The sequence below is a fragment of the Pseudoalteromonas sp. T1lg21 genome, from assembly GCF_002964625.1.
Lineage (GTDB): Bacteria > Pseudomonadota > Gammaproteobacteria > Enterobacterales > Alteromonadaceae > Pseudoalteromonas > Pseudoalteromonas gelatinilytica.
In genome coordinates this window covers 156,878-175,959 of the sequence record NZ_PQBX01000010.1, presented here as the reverse complement: position 1 = coordinate 175,959, position 19,082 = coordinate 156,878, and the positions used below count along the sequence as shown (strand labels likewise).

At 42.1% G+C, this 19,082-nt stretch carries 10 protein-coding genes and 1 pseudogene; 8 read left to right on the top strand and 3 right to left on the bottom strand.

Annotated features, from left to right (window positions below):
- Window positions 1-95: 95 nt before the first annotated feature.
- The 5 genes from C2M25_RS06265 to C2M25_RS06245 all read left to right on the top strand — a co-directional run bounded on the left by C2M25_RS06265 (window position 96) and on the right by C2M25_RS06245 (window position 10,543).
- Window positions 96-4,082 (top strand): hybrid sensor histidine kinase/response regulator transcription factor, encoded by a 3,987-nt coding sequence (locus C2M25_RS06265; RefSeq protein WP_105180699.1) that lies wholly within the window; start codon window positions 96-98, stop codon window positions 4,080-4,082.
- A 297-nt stretch (window positions 4,083-4,379) separates the two neighbouring features.
- Entirely contained in the window at window positions 4,380-7,883 is a 3,504-nt protein-coding gene (locus tag C2M25_RS06260; protein WP_158679683.1) for a PKD domain-containing protein, read from the top strand.
- A 53-nt stretch (window positions 7,884-7,936) separates the two neighbouring features.
- Window positions 7,937-8,308: a hypothetical protein gene (locus C2M25_RS06255; protein WP_105180697.1), complete on the top strand. Its 372-nt coding sequence runs from the start codon at window positions 7,937-7,939 to the stop codon at window positions 8,306-8,308.
- Between the two features lie 70 nt (window positions 8,309-8,378).
- Entirely contained in the window at window positions 8,379-8,993 is a 615-nt protein-coding gene (locus tag C2M25_RS06250; RefSeq protein WP_063701506.1) for a trimeric intracellular cation channel family protein, read from the top strand.
- Between the two features lie 38 nt (window positions 8,994-9,031).
- Window positions 9,032-10,543, top strand: a complete 1,512-nt coding sequence (locus C2M25_RS06245; protein WP_105180696.1) for a YifB family Mg chelatase-like AAA ATPase — start codon at window positions 9,032-9,034, stop codon at window positions 10,541-10,543.
- An 8-nt stretch (window positions 10,544-10,551) separates the two neighbouring features.
- Here the strand turns inward: C2M25_RS06245 and C2M25_RS06240 are convergent, their stop codons facing one another.
- Window positions 10,552-11,256, bottom strand: coding sequence for a response regulator transcription factor (locus C2M25_RS06240; protein ID WP_063701510.1), 705 nt, complete (start codon window positions 11,254-11,256; stop codon window positions 10,552-10,554).
- A gap of 165 nt (window positions 11,257-11,421) precedes the next feature.
- Window positions 11,422-13,916, bottom strand: a pseudogene (locus tag C2M25_RS06235) (prolyl oligopeptidase family serine peptidase).
- A 145-nt stretch (window positions 13,917-14,061) separates the two neighbouring features.
- Between C2M25_RS06235 and C2M25_RS06230 the strand changes: the two are divergent.
- A complete protein-coding gene (locus C2M25_RS06230; protein WP_063701644.1) occupies window positions 14,062-15,126 on the top strand; it encodes a hemolysin family protein in 1,065 nt (354 codons plus the stop codon).
- Here the strand turns inward: C2M25_RS06230 and C2M25_RS06225 are convergent.
- A complete protein-coding gene (locus C2M25_RS06225; RefSeq protein ID WP_063701514.1) occupies window positions 15,123-16,343 on the bottom strand; it encodes an EAL domain-containing response regulator in 1,221 nt (406 codons plus the stop codon). The two genes, C2M25_RS06230 and C2M25_RS06225, sit on opposite strands and share 4 nt — an antisense overlap.
- A 175-nt stretch (window positions 16,344-16,518) precedes the next feature.
- Between C2M25_RS06225 and C2M25_RS06220 the strand changes: the two genes are divergently transcribed.
- Window positions 16,519-17,535, top strand: a complete 1,017-nt coding sequence (locus C2M25_RS06220; RefSeq protein WP_105180695.1) for a metalloprotease — start codon at window positions 16,519-16,521, stop codon at window positions 17,533-17,535.
- Between the two features lie 124 nt (window positions 17,536-17,659).
- A complete protein-coding gene (locus C2M25_RS06215; RefSeq protein WP_199775155.1) occupies window positions 17,660-19,075 on the top strand; it encodes a mannose-1-phosphate guanylyltransferase/mannose-6-phosphate isomerase in 1,416 nt (471 codons plus the stop codon).
- Window positions 19,076-19,082: the final 7 nt, after the last annotated feature.

The window sequence follows — 19,082 nt, the reverse complement described above, 5'->3', positions numbered from 1 at the left end:
TGGTTATTCATCCCTAAATTGGGAAATGATTATGAATGTTAGCTGAACTGAACTACGCTTGATTAATAACTAATAATAAATGTGTAGATTTAGGGATGATCCGTTTTTTTATAGTGCTCTTAGCAGTTCTGTTTTTACCTTCAGCTTGGTCTGCATTTCATAATTACGATATTGATGATGGTCTATCGCAAAGTGTTGTGTTCGATATTGTGCAAGATCAGCAAGGTTTCATGTGGATTTCAACACAGGCAGGCTTAAATCGCTTTGATGGCAATGAATTTACTGTATTCACAGCATCTGATGAGGAAAATAGCCTAGCGAATAACTATATCTATCCGTTGGCACTTGATAGCGAATCACAGCTGTTTATAGGTACTCGAAATAGTGGCGTAAACCAACTCGCATTACATAATTATCAATTTTCTGAGCCGCTTTTAAAAGAGCACCGCATTACCAGTTTATTGGTGGCGCAACAGCAAGTTTATATTGGCACTTACGACGGCAGCCTGTTTCGTTACGATAAGCGAACAGAGCAACTTGAAACCTTAATAACAGGGTTAAAAAAGCCTATTTATGCGCTATCAAAAATCGCTGACATACTTTGGATAGGAACGCATGGAGCTGGGCTACTTCATTATGATCTTATTAATAAACAACAAATTAATACTGTTTTTTCTGGCTTTGCTGAGCCAGTAAATATTCATGCCAGTATCTTTGCAATCAAACAGGCCGCCGATGGCAGTATTTGGTTGGCAAGTCAGGGCGGCGGTTTATATAAGATTGAGCTTAGTACCAAAACAATAACGCAGTGGTTAACTTCTAATGATGATAATTCTGGGCTTAGTAGCAATGAAATTCGTGATATTGAGTTTGATAGCCAGGGCCGAGTTTGGCTAGCAACGCGAGGCGGCGGAATTAATGTTTACAACCCCATTGATGCAAGTTTCACCGTTTTAGCGCATGACCCGTTTGATAAATATAGTCTTGCCCATGACCGGGTATATAGTATCTATCGAGACAGTAGTGACATCATGTGGTTTGGTACTGCACATGGGATCAGTAAGCTCGACCCCGCATCATTACAATTTAGTAAGTTAAAAAAGCCAACGCCACTTTCAAGTAACGATGCGTGGGCGTTATTTGAAGACTCAAAGCAACGTATTTGGTATGGCAGCTGGGGTGGCGGTATCGATATTCTTGATCAGCAATTAAATCGTTTAGATCGCATAACCACCGAAAGTTCACCGTACTCAATAAGCAGTAATGCAATTAAAGCCATCGCCGAAGATCGTAATGGCGATATATGGATTGGCAGCTGGCAGCAAGGGATTGATGTTTTGCATACCGATGGCAGCATCAGTCACTTTCGAGCAGATGAAGGCGCGCATGGCTTAACTGAAAACAGTATTTATGCCCTTTTAGTCGATGAGAAAAATAATGTTTGGGTCGGCACGAATGGAGGAGGACTGTTTTGTTTTGATAGGCAGCGCGGCAAATTTATTAGTTTTGCACAGCCTGTAGCTAATACACAACTGGTAATTCCAACGGCGCGGGTGACGAGTTTATATAAAACCTCGCAAGCAGATCTGTGGATAGGTACAGATGGTGATGGGGCTTATCATTACAATGCTGCAACCGATACCCTCACTAATTATCGCAAAGGCGACTTGGCTTTATCTGATAATACAGTGCGTGCATTTTTAGAAATTGACCAGCAAATGTGGCTCGCAACGTCGAACGGCTTAAATATTATTGATTTGAGCAACCAGCAAGTTCATCAGTTTAATGTCGCTCAAGGCCTTCCTAATCAAGTCGTTTATGCGTTGTTAAAAGACAATGAAGATTCGGTCTGGCTAAGTACCAACAACGGCCTTACTAAAATAGATCCTGCAACCATGAGCATAAAAAATTATAAAGCTCGACATGGCTTACAAGGTAATGAATTTAATGCTGGTGCTTATTTAAAAACCCGTGATGGCCGCTTGATGTTTGGTGGCACACAAGGGGTTAGCGTGATTAACCCTGCCGACCTTGAAGTTAATACTATTGGTGGGCAATTAGCGCTTACCAGTTTGCAGTTCGATGATAAGGATGTGGTAAATCAAGGTGAAGGTCGTTTAGGCAGTTTATATCAAATAGAAAAAAGCCGTACAGTGACTATTCCTGCGGGCATAAAACGGGTTCATTTCCAGGTAAGTTATCTGCACTACTCTGAGCCGCAAACTAATCAGTATTCTTATCAGTTAGCTGGCTTTGAGCAGCAATGGCGCAAGGTAACTGGCCCGAATTTGGCTGTTGACTACACTAACCTTCCTGCAGGTGAATATCAGTTGATTGTAAATGCCAGTAGTGAAAATGGTGCTAATGCACTTACCCCATTACTGTTAAACATAACCGTTCTTGCTCCTTGGTGGCAAACAAGTGAGTTTTATCTGTTAACAGTTATGCTGATGTTGGCGATGGTGTGGCTATTCACAGTGCTTTGGACTCGGCGGATTCGCCAACAAAAATATTATCTGGAGCAAATCGTCACCGAGCGCACTGACGAAATCGCAGAGCAAAAAATGCTAATCGAACAGCAAGCTGATGCTCTGAGTGACTCACTCGAAAATAAAGTGCGTTTTTTCACTCATGCATCTCATGAATTACGCACTCCTTTGAGTTTGTTGATTGCGCCGTTGCAAAAGCTAATCGCAGATGAACGAAATACTGAAAAGCGTGAGCAATTGAACTTGGTATTGCGTAATAGCCGGCGCTTAGAAAACTTGGTCGATAAGCTATTAACCTTGACTCGATATGATGAGCGCCATGAAGAGATTATTAAAGTAGTGTCATTATCGGCAATAGCCAGAGAGGTCGCGGGGCAGTTTGCTGTGTTAGGTGAAAAGTCCATCGACTTTCAGGTTGATATTGAAGAGGCTGTATTTATTGAAAGTACCCGAGAAGGAGTGATCACGATTCTTACCAACCTATTAAGTAATGCCTTTAAATATACTCAACAAGGTCAAGTCAGCTTAACCGTAAGCGCATCAGGTGAGCTTGCCAACATAGAAGTAACAGACACAGGCAAAGGCATCGCAGACGCTGAAAAAGACAAGGTGTTTGATACATTCTACAGAGTAAGTAGTCATGCAAATGTAGAAGGCAGTGGCGTTGGTTTAGCTATCGTTAAACGTTTGGTCGATAAATACAAAGGCACTATTATGCTGGCAAGCCGTTTAGGAGAAGGAACCAGTTTTAAACTCGCCTTTAAAACTGCACAATTTGCAGATCAAGTTCCTGTCGATAACACAAGTCTAAAGTCAAAAGTGAGTCATGACAAAGCGAGTGTACTAATTATTGAAGATAATGACGAGTTGCGCCATTACCTGAAAACCGAGCTGCAACACCGTTATCAAGTATTATTAGCTGAAGATGGTCAAGCCGGTTTACAAATAGCGCTGAGCCAAGTACCAGATTTAATTATTACTGATTTAATGATGCCAAAGGTCGACGGCTTTACTGTGTTAGATTCATTACATAATTCGCCTGTTACATGCCACATTCCAGTGATTATTTTGACCGCTAAGGGCGACTATGAGACCAGAGTAAGTAGTTTGCAACAGCATGCATTAGATGTGATCACCAAACCATTTGATAGAGAAGAGCTATTTTTAAAAGTTGAGAATTGGATACAGTGGGTCAACTTATACTCTCAGCAGCAAATTTTGGCTGTACCAGAACATGTGGAGGATGAGCAATCAATCGCGGTTGATCCTCGTGACAAACAGTTACTTGAAAACCTTGAACGGTATGTTGCCGAGCATTACCAGCAACAAGGCTTCTCTATGATGAATTGTGCGAAAGAGTTAGCGCTTAGTGAGCGTCAATTACAACGTAAGTTAAAAGTGTTACTCAACATCACACCCAGTGAGTATTTACGTAATTATCGACTGAGTAAAGCTGCTGAATTACTAAGGCAAGGGCGACAAATAAGCTTAGTAATAGACGATGTGGGCTTTTCTTCACGTTCCTATTTCTCTAAATTTTTCAAAGCAAAATATGGTATGACGGCGAAAGAATATCAATGCCATTATGTATAACTCGTTGTTTATTATTGAAATGTCGTATTTGAGTACATTTTTGTCGGCATTCAGCATACTTATTTCTTGTAACTAATCTACCCTTGAACCTTAACGAAAAATGAATCGCTTTGATGGGATCTCTGGTGTTCATATTTGACGGGCAAACATGACTGAACTCAGATTATGGTTAAGGACGACACTGAGATCCCGCCTTTATTTCATGTTCAAAATAGGTTTTGCTTCCCTTGAGTTATGGCAACTGTGTAAGCAGTTGCCTCTTTTTAGGGAAATACAGCACTCAATGTAAGGATTAGCATGATGAGCCCCCCTAATTTTCACTCCATAAAGTATTTAAAACAATTATTACTAGCGACAAGTCTTGTCGCTTTAACCGCTTGTGGTGGAGGCGGTGGAGGTGGTGATGACGATGATGATACCCCTCCTGTCGCGACAAACAAAAATCCCACGGTATCTATTAGTAGTGATAGCAGCGTAACAGAGGGCGGCGAGTTAGTCCTACAAGCGACGGCAACAGACAGTGATGGCACAATTGCAAGTTATGCATGGCAGCAAACATCAGGTCCAGAGTTAACACTTAGCGGAAGCGATACAAGTAAACTTACGATCACCGCACCAGAAATTGAAGAAGATGCAGATGTTGCTGTTTCATTGACTGTTACTGATGATGATGGTGCTACCGCCACAGCTAAGGTAACGATTGAACTGAAACGTAAAGTGCTCAGTGTAACGATTACCGGTATTGTAACGGATGAGCCGATTATTAACTCAAGTATAGTGGTACAAATTGGCGATGAACAATTTGCGATTACCGCTGATGCAGAAGGTCGCTATAGCGTAAACATTGAGGTTGATGACTCAGATGCCGCTGAACTGGTTAAGCTGGTGGCGCTAGGTAATAACGCCATTGACCCAGGTGTTGAGTTTGTATCCCAGTTGAAATCAATCGCAACGCTTATTTCACAAGCGGGGGCGGATGGCACATTAAGCAAAGATGAAAACTTCGGTGTAAACATTACTAATGTTAGTACTGCAGAGTTTGCACTTTTAAGCCGCGATGGTACAGACATAGACTCTGAACAGGCATTAGATGACGCTTTGCTCGCCGTTGATGCTGACGAAAAACTGCTACTTGCAGCGTTAATCAAGATCATTGTCGATAATGATGACTATGAACTACCAGAGGGGGTCGATACGACCCTTGATTTAATATCTAGCGCTGAACAAATTGATGACTTTATAAATACAGTTGAAAGCCAAGATCCTGGATTAATCGACAGTACAAAAGAAGAGATTAAAGATGATGATGAACTCGTTGATCAAACAATCAATAATCTTACTGGCAATTATTTATTAATGCAGCCGCAATACTATCGCACCTCAGTTGGGCAGTTTGAGTTTAATACTGATGGTAGCGGATATGTTAGTTTGATGGATGTTGATACTGACTTTAGTTGGTCGCAACAAGATCAAGACATCACGATTACACTAGCTGAGCCGGCATTGATGAGTTGCTTTGTGATTACGGATGCAAATAATGAACAGCAAGATGCCTGTGAGTACTTAGTTGAGTTAGATCTAACGATTCTTTTAGAGAACGATGCAAACAGAACGGTCGAATTTTTCCGCAAAAGCGAAACTCGCCTAACCAGTTCAGATGTCGTGTATAGAACCACAGAATCTAACTATAACGCGACCCTTATTGAACAACAGCAAACACTTGCTGTGACGGCTGATGAACTTATTGGTACTTGGGTTATAGATAACTTAAGTGAGTTTGGTGGTTACAGTAGTGCTGTCAGCATCGAACTACTTTCTGGTGGTACAGGGACGCTCACAGATAATGATAACGCGCCTGTTAGTGTGGCTTGGCAAGTTGATGGAAATCAACTACTAATAACCAATAGCGCAGAAGATATCAGTTATGACATCGCAATTTGGCTCGTTAAAAATGTACAAGTTGGCTATCAATTTGCGGCATCACTTGAAGCGAAAGCTGATGATAGCTCGCGTACTGTCACTGGTTTAATGGTGAAGGATAATCAGCTTTCATTTACTAAAGCTGATCTATTGGGTAAATGGACTGTTTATCAGGGCTATAACTCACCACAAACAGACCTTCATTATGATGTGTATGATGATGGTTTAATGAATTTTAACTTGAATCAGAACTTCCGTTCATGGCAAGTGAGTAGTGAGGGAGTGTTCTTACGCCACAACTATTATACAAGTAATGGCGTTCAACCAATCTGCCCTGAAGGCGAAGTTTGCCAAGTATACAGTGAATTCTCGCAGCGATTATTAGCGACTAATAATGGCCAAAACTTTACCTATCGCAAGTATCGCTTTTTTAACTACGATGGTTCGGAGCGTGTCGAAGATTATTCATCTCACCTACGTAATTTTTCTGTATCAGATGAGTATGGGGTAACCAAATTCGCACCTTATTGGTTAGAAGAAAACGCAAGTTATGATGATAATGGCTACCCAATTACAACTAACTACATTGAACTCTATACAGCAAGAGAGCTCGGTGTAGAAACCATTAAAATAGCGACTATTTATGATGAGATGACGGCTGAGTATAGCCATCAAATCACCTTTACTTATCTTGGTGTGGTCAATCAATACGACTACAGTTTAGCATCAGGCAAGTTACTATTTGGTAGCATGCAAGCAGAAGTGAGTGATTTTGATCGACACTTCTTAACCATTTGTGTTTATGAGCAAGCAGGTACATGTACTGAAGATGCTAAACAAGCTTGGTACTTTGATAAGGCAATGGCTGAAGAGCAAGTTGTTATAGAGCGCCCAGCAACGGATCATCCATTAGATGGGGCTTGGCAGCTTGCTGATGAACCTGATGTTGCGGTGATTATTCGTGACGGAAAGTGGTTACAAATTCAAGCAATGGACGACCCTGATGACGATACCGCATTCCCAGGCTATGAAATTGGTGATTTTACTTGGAATGAAACAACAGGTGCATTTGTTGTCACTATTACAGAAGATACCAATGGTAGCTTTGGTATTGATGATGCCGGTAGTATCGTTGCCAGTGTGGATGGGGATACGCTGACATTCGATATTGAAGGTGAGGGTATTATCACTTTAAGTAGAATCTACAGCGAATCAAATCCGTTGATAGGGGGTTATACATATGGCTCTTACGATGGTGATTTCTTTATTGGCGTATTTAAAGAAGACGGTACTTTCTTAGAGCTTGCTCATGATACAGAGTTTGATGAGTTAGGTATCTCAGGTGGTTACTACACCTATGATCCAGAAACTCAAAAGGTAGAGGTTGATTTCTATGTGAAAACCTATGGTGATCCCATTGATCAAGCTGACCCTTACTTTATTGTTAAACCACAAGGTAACTTTATGCAGTTTAAAGATGGCGATGATTTTGGCCTCTTTGAACGAGTGACCCGAGTGATTGACCAAGCAACCTTTACTGAAGCAGATCTCGTTGGCTCACATGTATTCACTTTTATGGCGGATGATGGCAGTGGTTTAGAAACCTCTAATGTCGTTATAAGCAATGATGGTACTGCAACATTTGAATTAGATGGTGAAGTACGCTCTGCAGAGTGGGTATTAGATCTTGGGTCGTTGATGATGTATAGCGAACCAACAGCTACACAAAATTATGGCTACGGTGTCATCATGACGCCTGTGATAACCATTGATGGTGGCTTTAGTGTAGCGACGCTAGGTTTTGAAGTACCTGAACTCTATGATGATAATGATGATCCCGAACTACATACTTTTGTATCGGGCAGTTTAATTAAGCAGTAATTTTCTGAGCCCAGTAGCAGCAATGCTACTGGGCTTTTTTGAGGAGTTAGTTTATGAAAGGGTTATATTTCTCAGTATTACTTCTTACCCTTAGTGGGTGCCAAACGATGGATGCAATGCAAGAAGACATTAGCGATTTAAGTAATAGCTTGTTTTCAAGTGAAGATATGAGCGAAGAATCACAAGATGCATTCTTAAAAGCACAAGAGGCATTTTATGAAGCCGACAATGTTCGTAAGAAACATGCGCAATTAAATGCTCAAGAACGAAGCTTATGGGTCGAGTTAGAAGATGATTACAACATCTTATTAGCTGCGCCAAGTAAAGCCACTGAGAAGGAATCTTACTTTTCAGACTCCACACTTGCAGACAGCGTTATGATGCAGAGTTTAAAGTTTATTGAGCTGGTCGAAAAAGGCGAGTAATCGAAACTTCGCTTAAAAGATTGAAAAGTTTATGTTACAACGACACTAACATTACTTTTTAGTTACAAACATGACTGAACTTTACCATTGGTTTGATTTAATCGGCGTAGCCGTGTTTGCTGTTTCTGGAACGCTATTGGCGTACGACAAAAAAATGGATGGCTTTGGGGTTGTTGTGTTAGCCACAGTCACTGCTATCGGCGGTGGGACTGTGCGCGACGTAATTTTAGATGTCCCCGTATTTTGGCTACATGATCAAAGCTACTTCTGGGCTATATTACTTTCTGTATTTGTTACCACTCGTTTAATCAATAAACAGCGATCGATTTCACTCAATGCACTACAAGTGGCAGATGCTTTTGGTTTAGCATTTTTTGCGGTGATGGGCGCACAAAAAGCCATGCTTGCAGGCATGCCTGATACCACCGCAATTATTATGGGGGTGATCACAGGCTGCTTTGGTGGCGTTATCCGTGATGTGCTCGCTGGAAATATGCCGATGCTATTAAAGGGCGAGCTCTATGCTATTACCTGTATCGCAGGTGGAATTGTTTACACGCTAAGTATCTCACTGGGTTTCGTGACCGAAATGGCCATGGTATTAGCCATGCTAATGACCTTATCACTGCGTTTAGCTGCAATGAAATGGCAGCTGACATTACACGTTTTTAAATATCCCGACTAAGCTTAACCTAAGGATGAATGATAGGGACATCATGGATCGTGTCTTTAGCTAGAATATTTTCACGTGCACAAGTGGGCGTGCAAGCTCCTGAAGTAATTGTAGAAGTACACTTAGGAAACGGCTTACCTGCTTTTCATATCGTTGGCTTGCCTGAAGCGTCAGTCAAAGAGTCAAAAGACAGAGTGCGTAGCGCACTCGAAAACTCACAGTTTGGTTTTCCAGATCAACGAATAACCGTCAACCTTGCGCCCGCTGATTTACCTAAAGAAGGTGGCCGTTTTGACTTGGCTATTGCGGTGGGTATTTTAGTCGCCTCTGGGCAAATAAACTGCCCTGATATTCATCGTTATGAGTTTTACGGAGAGTTGGCTTTAAATGGTGAGGTAAGAGGGGTAAATGCTATTTTGCCTTCGGTGTTAGGAGCGAAAGAGCAGGGGCGCTGTTGTTTCTTACCTGCTGAAAACGATAATCTCGCAAGCCTTGTGTCGGGCGTTTCTCGAAAAGCCGTTTACTCCTTGCAAGATGTTTGGAATGATTTATTAAATCAGCAACCCCTGCCACTTAATATTAGCTATCCAGAGCAACAGTCGCAGCGCGAATCACTGCTCGATTTAAGTGACGTGAAAGGCCAACCAGGTGCCAAACGAGTACTCGAAATAGCCGCTGCTGGTGGCCATAATTTACTGTTTCTTGGCCCTCCAGGTACTGGCAAGTCAATGCTTGCCCAGCGTATGCCAACGATTATGCCAACCATGTCGGATGATGAAGCAATTAGTACCGCTGCGCTATATTCGATAATTGGTCAGTCAGTTGATTTATCTAATTGGCGTGAACGGCCCTTTAGAAATCCACATCATACTTGCTCTGCTGTTGCTCTTGTCGGTGGCTCTTCGAACCCTAAACCGGGGGAAATCTCCCTCGCTCATAATGGCGTATTGTTTTTAGACGAGCTGCCCGAATTTGAGAGAAAGGTGCTCGATTCACTGCGTGAACCAATGGAAACGGGCGTGGTGACTATATCGCGAGCGGCGCGACAAATGGAATTTCCATCGCAATTCCAGCTAATCGCCGCATTAAACCCTAGCCCCACAGGAAGCCATACCGATAAGCGTGCAACGCCAGATCAAGTTTTGCGCTACTTATCTCGGGTGTCTGGACCATTTATCGATAGGATTGATTTACAAATTGAGCTGCCGCGACTCACCAGTAGCCAATTGCAGAGCACGCAAGTAGAAGAAAGCAGTGAACAAGTAAGAGCCAGAGTCGAAAGAGCTTATGCAATTCAACTTAACCGACAAGGCAAAGTGAATGCGCGCTTGAACAATAAAGAAATGAGTCTTCATTGTGAGTTAGCAGCAGCTGAGCTGCAGTTTTTAGCAAAAGCCAGTGAAAAACTGGCGTTATCACCACGCTCGTATCATCGCATTATCAAGGTGGCACGCACTATTAGCGACTTGAAAGCACAGCCAGCAATTACCTTAAATGAATTAAAAGAGGCGCTGAATTATCGCGCCTTTGAGCGGTTAATTAGCCAATTAACGCAGTACTAGCAAGCTTGCTAAATAGACAGCATGTAGCCTTTTCCGCGAACGGTAACGATACGTTTTTGGTCTTTTTCATCGCTTAATTTTTTACGTAAGCGGCCAATCAACACATCAACGGTACGATCGCTTGGGCTCCAGTCAGGCTGGCCAATTTCTTCGGAAATTTTTTCACGTGATGTCGCTTTACCGGCATTTGCAATAAGGCAAATGAGTACCTTGTGCTCTGCTTCGGTCAGACGTGATTCTTCACCATTAGGGGTGATCAAGGTGCGGTTATCTGGGTGTAGTTTAAAGTCGGCATATTCAATAAACTCTTCACTCTCATCATCTTGCTGAGAGCCTTTTATGCGCTTAAAAAGAGCGCGCATTCGCAGTTCAAGTTCAAGTAAGTCAACCGGCTTGCAAATGTAGTCATCGGCACCTTGTGCAAGACCAGCAATACGGTCAGCTTGCGAGTCACGACTAGACAGCACAATAACGCCAATATCCGTCAGTGCATTAAGTTCTTTGGCAAGCAAAAGCCCATCGCGTTTTGGTAACACAATGTCGATAACGGCTAAAGAAATTGCTTCTTTTGATGACGCACGCGATTGCACAATGCTTAATGCATCGGCCCCCGTAGAATCTACCTCAATATTAAACTCAGTTTCTTTAAAATGATTAAGAATGCGCTTAACGAGTAGTTCGTCGTCTTCAACCAATAAAACTTGAATAGTCATTCGCTTTAATTTCACACTTGATTTGTTGTTATGTTAGCACTGTATGGCAAAGGCTGAGAAGTGTCATAGCGAGGTTTGTAACTATTTCTTACAATTTAATGGCTTAGCGATAGTTGAAAAGAATGACAGCTGAGCACTCACAGCGTGCTCAGCCAAATGATTAAACTACTTTTCAGGATAAAGGTATTGCCACCATTGTGGCTGATCTTTTAAGTTTTTATCGAAATAAGCCAACATGGTATTCCACCAGTCGAAGCGTTTATCACGAGCAAAAATTTGGTGATCTGCACCTTTGTACTCAATCAGGTCAACATCTTTACCTAATAACTTTAATGCCGTGTACATATTGTGGCTTTCACCAACCGGTACGTTGGTATCTGAATCACCATGAAGGAGTAATAACGGCGTTGTTACTTTGTCAGCATGAAAAACCGGGCTGTGTTGGCTGTAAAGTGAAGGATTATTCCACGGGTAGCTATTTTTAGATGCTTCAGCTGAGTATAAGTAACCCCACCAACCTTGACCCCAATACGAGGTGATATTTGAAATCCCTGCATGGGCAATCGATGCACTGAACATATCCGTTTTAGTTGCGAGTAGCATGGTCATAAAGCCGCCGTAAGAGGCCCCTAAATTACCCACACGTTTGCTATCTACAAAGTTATATTTATCTAAAAAGGCTTTAGTACCGTCGATGATATCGTTGGCAGTGTATTCACCCCATGCGTTGACGTGTTTAGCTGAGAACTCTTGGCCAAAGCCTGTTGCGCCAGTAGGTTGCACAACGTAAACAACATAGCCATGCTCAGCCCATAAGTTAAACGGGTAACGGCCTGTAAAGCCACGAGTTACTGGCGATGTACCACCATAATAATATACCAGTGCAGGGTATTGTTTATTGCTATCTAATCATGGGGTAAATAAACACGCCCCTTTATTTCAATGCCATCTTTATTAGTAAAGTTAAACTCTTCCAGTGAGGCTACTTGCGTATTTTCATAGCCAATTGGTTTAGAATCCCAGACTACTTTAGCGCGACCCTTACCTAAGCTGAGTTGTTTTAACTGCTGAGGTGTTGACGCTGTGGTGCCGGTAACCAAAATGCGTGGGCTACGCTCGTTTGAGTAGCTAAATTGCTCTACAACATCAAAGCCCGTATTCACTTTATTAAAACGCTTTTTGCTCAAGTCGAATTGATAAAGTTGTACGGTATCTTGCTCGGTAACTTTAATAAGCGCATCACCGTTTTCAAGCACATTTAACTGGCCGATAGCTGGGTTAAACTCCTTACTCAGAGCGCTGGCTTTTTTACCGTCACGGCTTAGCAAATAAAGTTGACCGTCATAGTTATTAGCAAGCATTCCTTCAGGAAGGTTACGACCTAGGCCTTTGTTAAAATCTGGACCGGCAGTGACATAAATTCCGCCGTCAGTATATTTAGCCTGATTAAAGGTATTGTATTGACCAAGTACAGTAGTAGCCGATGAAGCTAGGTTTAGCTCAACAAGCTCTGTTGCTGGCTGTGGTGATAGCTGCATTGCTTGTGCTGAGCGGCTCATCAAAACGTGGCCGCTTTTAGCGTCAAAATCTTCAAGTGAATGGCTAAGCGGACCTTGGCTTAAGATTTTGCTTAAACCAGTTGCGATATCGAGTAAATAGACTTGCGACGTGGTACGAGCATAAGACCAACGGTCTTGCAGGCCTTGATAATGTTTAGTGAGCTTGCCATTGTCTGTTGGAGACTTCGACCAACTAAAAATTAAGCTGTTGTTATCAAAAAATTGAAAGCCATTTGCACCCGCGAGGTTTTTAGCAATGATGCTAAGTTGCATGGTTTTCAGGTTTAAACGTTTAAGCTCGCCATTTAATAAATACACTAAGCTTTTGCTATCTGGGCTCCAAGTAATGTTACTCGGTTGGGCTGACTCAAAGCGATAAAGTGTATTGTTTTTTGCGTCTTTAAGCTCAGTAACATATTGTGCTTGATTAGCGGTTGCATCTTCGTAATGACGTTGGCTGGTAATGAAGTAATCGCCATTTGGTGCCATTGAAATATAACTGACCGTTGGCGCATCAAATAATTGCTTAGCCGACAAACCGTGTTGTTGTTTAGCACTAAATTGCACAGCATCTAGTTCAGACTTAGCCGTAAAATCAAGCTCAACCTCATTCCAGTTAGCTACTTGCTCAGTGATGATAACAAACTGGTGATCGCCTTGGCTTAAAGCTAGCTCATAGCTTTTATTTTTTTCTGTTTGCTTTTCACCATCAATAAATAGCTGCGCGTTTTCAATGCCTTTAAGCGTTAATGAGCCTTGGCTAAAGCGTGCAGTTGAGGCGGTAAATTTGAGTGCCTGTAAACCACCAAGTGTTAGCGCACTCACTTTGTCGAATGATTGCCAGTCAAGCTCATTGCCAAATACGCGTATGCTATCGCCGCTTTTTTGCAAGCTAGGTAATAGGTTAGCAATAATGGCATCGCGATGATCCGTTTGATATGGCTTAAGTTGCATCTCTTCGCCAAGAGGGCCAATAAATTGCACCGCTGATTTATCAATGGCAGCGGCCATCGCTGTATTACTTAACGCACATAACGCTAATGCACTAAATGTTGTTTTTAGCTTGGCTGATTGGCTTAGCCAAGTAGTTGAAAGTGTCATAGTTTCGCCTGTTGAAGGTAATTTAAAACAATATAGCACGCTGCAAATTACCCAAAAAGTGCTCTGCGTTAGATTGCAGTCGGGTTTGAGCTTGTGGTTTTCAATTGCTATGGTGAGCGGGTTAACTTTTTTAAGAGGGCTCAGCGTGACATTGCTACTTGTTTATATGTTTGTTGCCATTGCGGTTTCGTTTTTGTGCTCAGTGATGGAAGCGGTACTGTTAAGTATTACGCCAAGTTATGTTGCGATGCTAAGAAAGCAACAACCGCAATTAGCAAAGCGGGTAGGTAAACTCAAAGACAATATAGACCAACCGTTGGCGGCAATACTCACGTTAAATACCATAGCGCACACGGCGGGTGCCGCTGGCGTTGGCGCACAAGCTGCAGTGGTGTTTTCAGATGCTGCGGTTGGCGTAGCCTCCGCAATTATGACGTTATTGGTACTGGTGCTTTCTGAAATTATTCCTAAAACATTAGGGGCTAATTATTGGCGAGGATTAACACCCATTGTTAGTGTGAGCTTAATTTGGTTAGTGTTTATTCTAAAACCCTTTGTGTGGTTTGCAGACATTTTAACGCGCTTTTTGGGGCGTAATTACGATGAAGCCTATTATATTCGCCAAGAGATTGAAGCCATGGCTGATATTGGCACTGAATCAGGGGCCCTTGGGCAAGATGAATCTGAGATCATACGCAGCCTGCTGCATTTTCGTCATGCCAAACTCGATACCTTAATGACACCACGTACGGTGCTTTTTAAAGTCCATAAAGATTTAACCGTAAACCAATACTTGTCGGAGCATGGTTCTTCTTCGTTCTCACGGGTATTGGTTTATGACAAAAATGGTGATGATATTATTGGCTTTGTGCATAAAAATGACATTATGCTGGCTTATCATCGTCTGGGTGAAGACTATAAAATTAGCAAGCTCGTTAAGCCTATTTACACCGTACCAGAAACCTTGCATGTGCCGACCTTACTCGAAACCTTACTGTCTGAGCGCACGCATATTTGTTTAGTCGTGGATGAATACGGTGATGTACAAGGTATTGTCACCCTCGAAGATTTAATTGAAGCATTAATGGGGCTCGAAATTGTTGATGAACATGATCAATCAGCCAATATGCAAAAAGTCGCCAAACAGCGTTGGCGACAGCGTTTAGCATCGAGTAATACCATTGTCAGTGACGATAAGCGTAAACCTTAGCGGCGATGCCCCGCTGCGGTTTTTACCATTTGCCGCCAAGAGAGTGACCAATTTAAAAAGTCTTCTTTGGCTTTTGGGCGGCACAGCAAAAAGCCCTGCATTAAAATAAATTCTTTGTAGCGGTCGAGGTATTCAAGTTCTTCAACGCGTTCAATACCTTCGGCCACAATAGCGAGATCTTCTTGTATTGCTATATTCACCAAGCTACTAACAATCACTTGGGAAAACTGATCGGTTTCAATATTACTGATCAAGGTGCGATCGATCTTTATTTCGGTAAAGGGTAGTGTTTTTAACTGCTGCACATTAGTAAAGCCAGTGCCAAAATCATCTAGTGAAATACCAAAACCGCGCATTCGTAAGCGGTTGAGTGATTCAAGTTGCGATGCACTACGCAGCGCATACTGTTCGGTAATCTCTAATATAACTTCACTAGGCGTGAGCTTGTTAAGGTGCAGTATTAAAGCCAGTTTATCTGGACAACTTAAGTCCTCAAGCTGCGAGGGAGATAAGTTAAATGCGAGCTTTAAGTTAGGATCAAACTGCTCTTTAATTTCTGCAAAATCGTTAGTGGCCTTTTCAAATAATTGGAAAGTAATAAGGTTTATTAAATCTAGGTCTTCAGCAATACAAATAAAGCGATCAGGTAAAATTATTTCGTCTTCTTGGCTTGTGTTGATGCGGGCAAGTACCTCAATGCTTTCAACCCGATTATCATGGCGATTTATCTTAGGTTGATAAAACGGAATAATCTCATTATGACTGATGGCATGTAGTAACAATGACTCAGAAATAGGGGTTTTTGTACGCTCAACATGAATAGCAAAGTGCTCAAGCTTTTGCAGTAGTAAGTACACTTGATTAAGTTGCACTGGTTTAGTGACGTTACCAATTAAGTGAGCGTTATGCTTACGAGCAAGGTCTGCTGCAAGGTCAATGACTTTAGGGTCCATCTCAGAAATTATGGCAATTGCACCTTGGTATTTCATGGCGCCTAAGTGACGAATAAGCTCCATGCCATCCATATCTGGCATATTGAGATCGGTAAAAATGGCATCAAAAAAGCGAGGGGCTTTTTTAACTTTTTCTAAGGCTTCTTCTGCACTTAGGCAGGTTGTAATGTGTGGAACCTCAAGCTCATTCAAGATGGCATGCATAACAATCAGGATAGCTTTTGAGTCATCCACTACGAGTATGTGTCTATTTGACTTAACCATATTCACTCCTTGAACAAGAACGCTATAGTTAAAAGTAGTAGATAAACCCTATTTAGTCATGTTTTTTGCTTGTTTTATAGTGCGAAAAATACACAGTCTTGTACCTAAAGGAAATTCGTAATTTTGCAAGGTCTCAGTATAATAGCAGCACTTTTTATTCGTATTTATAAGAACTATGGTCAGACTTCAGCTGAGTCTCGCAGACGAAACCTTTATTTTGCATTTAAATGGCTCACAGTTAATTCAGCTTTTTCATCAGCAACAAGCAATTGCTTTCGATAACCCAGAGCCAGAACTTTATGAATTTGATTTTCAGGGGCAACGCATTGGTCTTGATACCAGTAAAGTGCACGAAAAAAGCTTAGCCATTTTTGTTAATCAGCAGCAGGTGAGCCAGCTTGCTTTACCGGAGTTACAAGAAGCCGAACCCAAACGCGGCATTATTGGTTTGCTGGCACTGGGCTTTAAATTATTCAAAAGTGCAAAAGTTGTGAAAGCGGCTTTAGCAGGTGCCTCGGTGGCAGGCTATGCTTGGTTGTTTTCTATTGAATTTGCCTTGATGCTAATTGCTTGCTTGGTGGTGCATGAATATGGTCATGTGCGTGCGATGAAATACTTTGGCATTAAAACTAAAGGTATCTACCTTATTCCCTTCGTCGGTGGTTTGGCTGTTTCCGATGATAAAATTACCACGCGATGGCAAGACGTAGTGATCTCACTCATGGGGCCTGCTTTTGGCTTGATTACCTCAGTACTGGGAGTCGTGCTTTACTACGCCACTGAAATGGAAATATTCGCCGGTGTGGCAGTACTCAGTGCACTGCTAAACCTCTTTAACTTGTTACCTATTTTGCCCTTAGATGGCGGCCATGTACTTAAAAGTATTAGTTTTTCGATGCGTTCATGGATAGGTCTAAGTGTGTGTTTATTAGGTGTGTTATTTGGCTTGTGGCTGAGTTACACCTTTGGCTTGATGCTACTGGTGTTCTTCTTATTTGTAGGGGCTCTTGAAATTATCTTTGAATGGCGCGGACGTCACTATTCACATCTCATTCCTCTTGATACATACGGGCAAGGCTTTTCAGCGGTAATGTACGCACTGGTTGTTGCAGGGCACGTTGCGGTGATGATGCATTTTGCTGATTCAGAAAGCGCAATCCTAAGCTTACCAATGAAGATTCTAGCAAGTTAAATAATGCTTAAGATTAAGCCGGTATTTTTGTTTAGGCACTAATCAATTCTTACTTGTAATTGCCCTAAGCTACACACTCAAAAATTTGTTAAACTCATGGTTGGATTATTTACTTAAAGCAATCATGAGTCGTAAAATCACCCCCGTTATTCTTGCTGGTGGCATAGGTTCTCGTTTATGGCCTTTGTCGCGTAAAGCGATGCCTAAGCAATTTTTATCTTTGCTTAGCGAAAAGTCACTCTTACAGAGCACTCTTTTACGTGTCGCTGACTCACGATTTAATGCGCCGATTTTAGTTTGTAATGAAGAACATCGTTTTATTGCTAAAGCGCAAATTGCAGAAATCACTGATAGCTTCACATTGCTTCTTGAGCCCGAAGGTAAAAATACTGCACCGGCGATTGCCTTAGCGGCTGAATTTGCATTGCAAAATGGCCTAACGGATCCCTTACTGGTGATGCCTGCTGATCACCACATTAGTGACTTTGATAAGCTTATTGCCTGCTTAGATAATGCTATAGCAGTTTGTCAGCAACAACAGTTAGTGACTTTTGCCATTACTCCCACAGAGCCTCATACCGGCTATGGGTATATTCGCCAAGGAGAGCCGTTAGCCCATGAAGGCTGCTTTAAGGTGGCTGAATTCAAAGAAAAACCAGCACTGCAATTAGCCAAAAAGTACCTTGCCAGTGGTGACTATAGCTGGAATAGTGGCATGTTTTTATTTCTGCCAGATGTGTATTTAAGCGAGCTTACTCGCTTTGCACCAAAGATTGCTGACAGTGTCGCCAAAGCGGCAAGTTTCACTGCAGATTTAGGTTTTCAACGGCCTGTTACTAATTCGCTCGCAGCATGCCCCAGTGATTCTATTGATTACGCTATTTTGGAACGTAGCGCTAACGTTGCTGTTATCCCTGTTGATTTAAATTGGAGTGACGTAGGTAGTTTTTCAGCGCTGTCGAAAATCGCTGAAAAAGACCACCATGGTAACTATTTAGCCTCGCAAGGAGTGAGTTTAGATAGCGAAAATAATCTACTTATTAGCGAAGCTGATCACACCATTGCGGCGCTCGGTGTGAGTAATCAAGCCATAATACATACTCATGATGCCACCTTAGTGGCAGATAAAAGTGCACTCGATAAGCTCCCTGATTTACTTAAACAGCTTGCTTTGGTTGATAGTGACAAATTGACCCATCACCAAGCGGTATTTAGGCCTTGGGGTAACTACCGAACTTTAATTGAAAGCACCGGCTTTAAGGTGAAAAAAATAATTGTAAACCGTGGTGCAAAACTCTCAACTCAGCGCCATCAACATCGTGCAGAACATTGGGTCGTCGTATCAGGAGTCGCAAATGTCCGAGTTGGCGATAACGAATTTGAATTAACAGCTGACCAATCTTGTTATATTGCGGCAAAGCAATTACATAGCCTTGCTAATCAACAAAACACACCGCTGATCGTTATTGAAGTACAAACCGGTGCGATACTAGATGAAAGCGACATCGAGCGTTTTGATGATAGGTATGGCAGAGACTAGCTGGAAG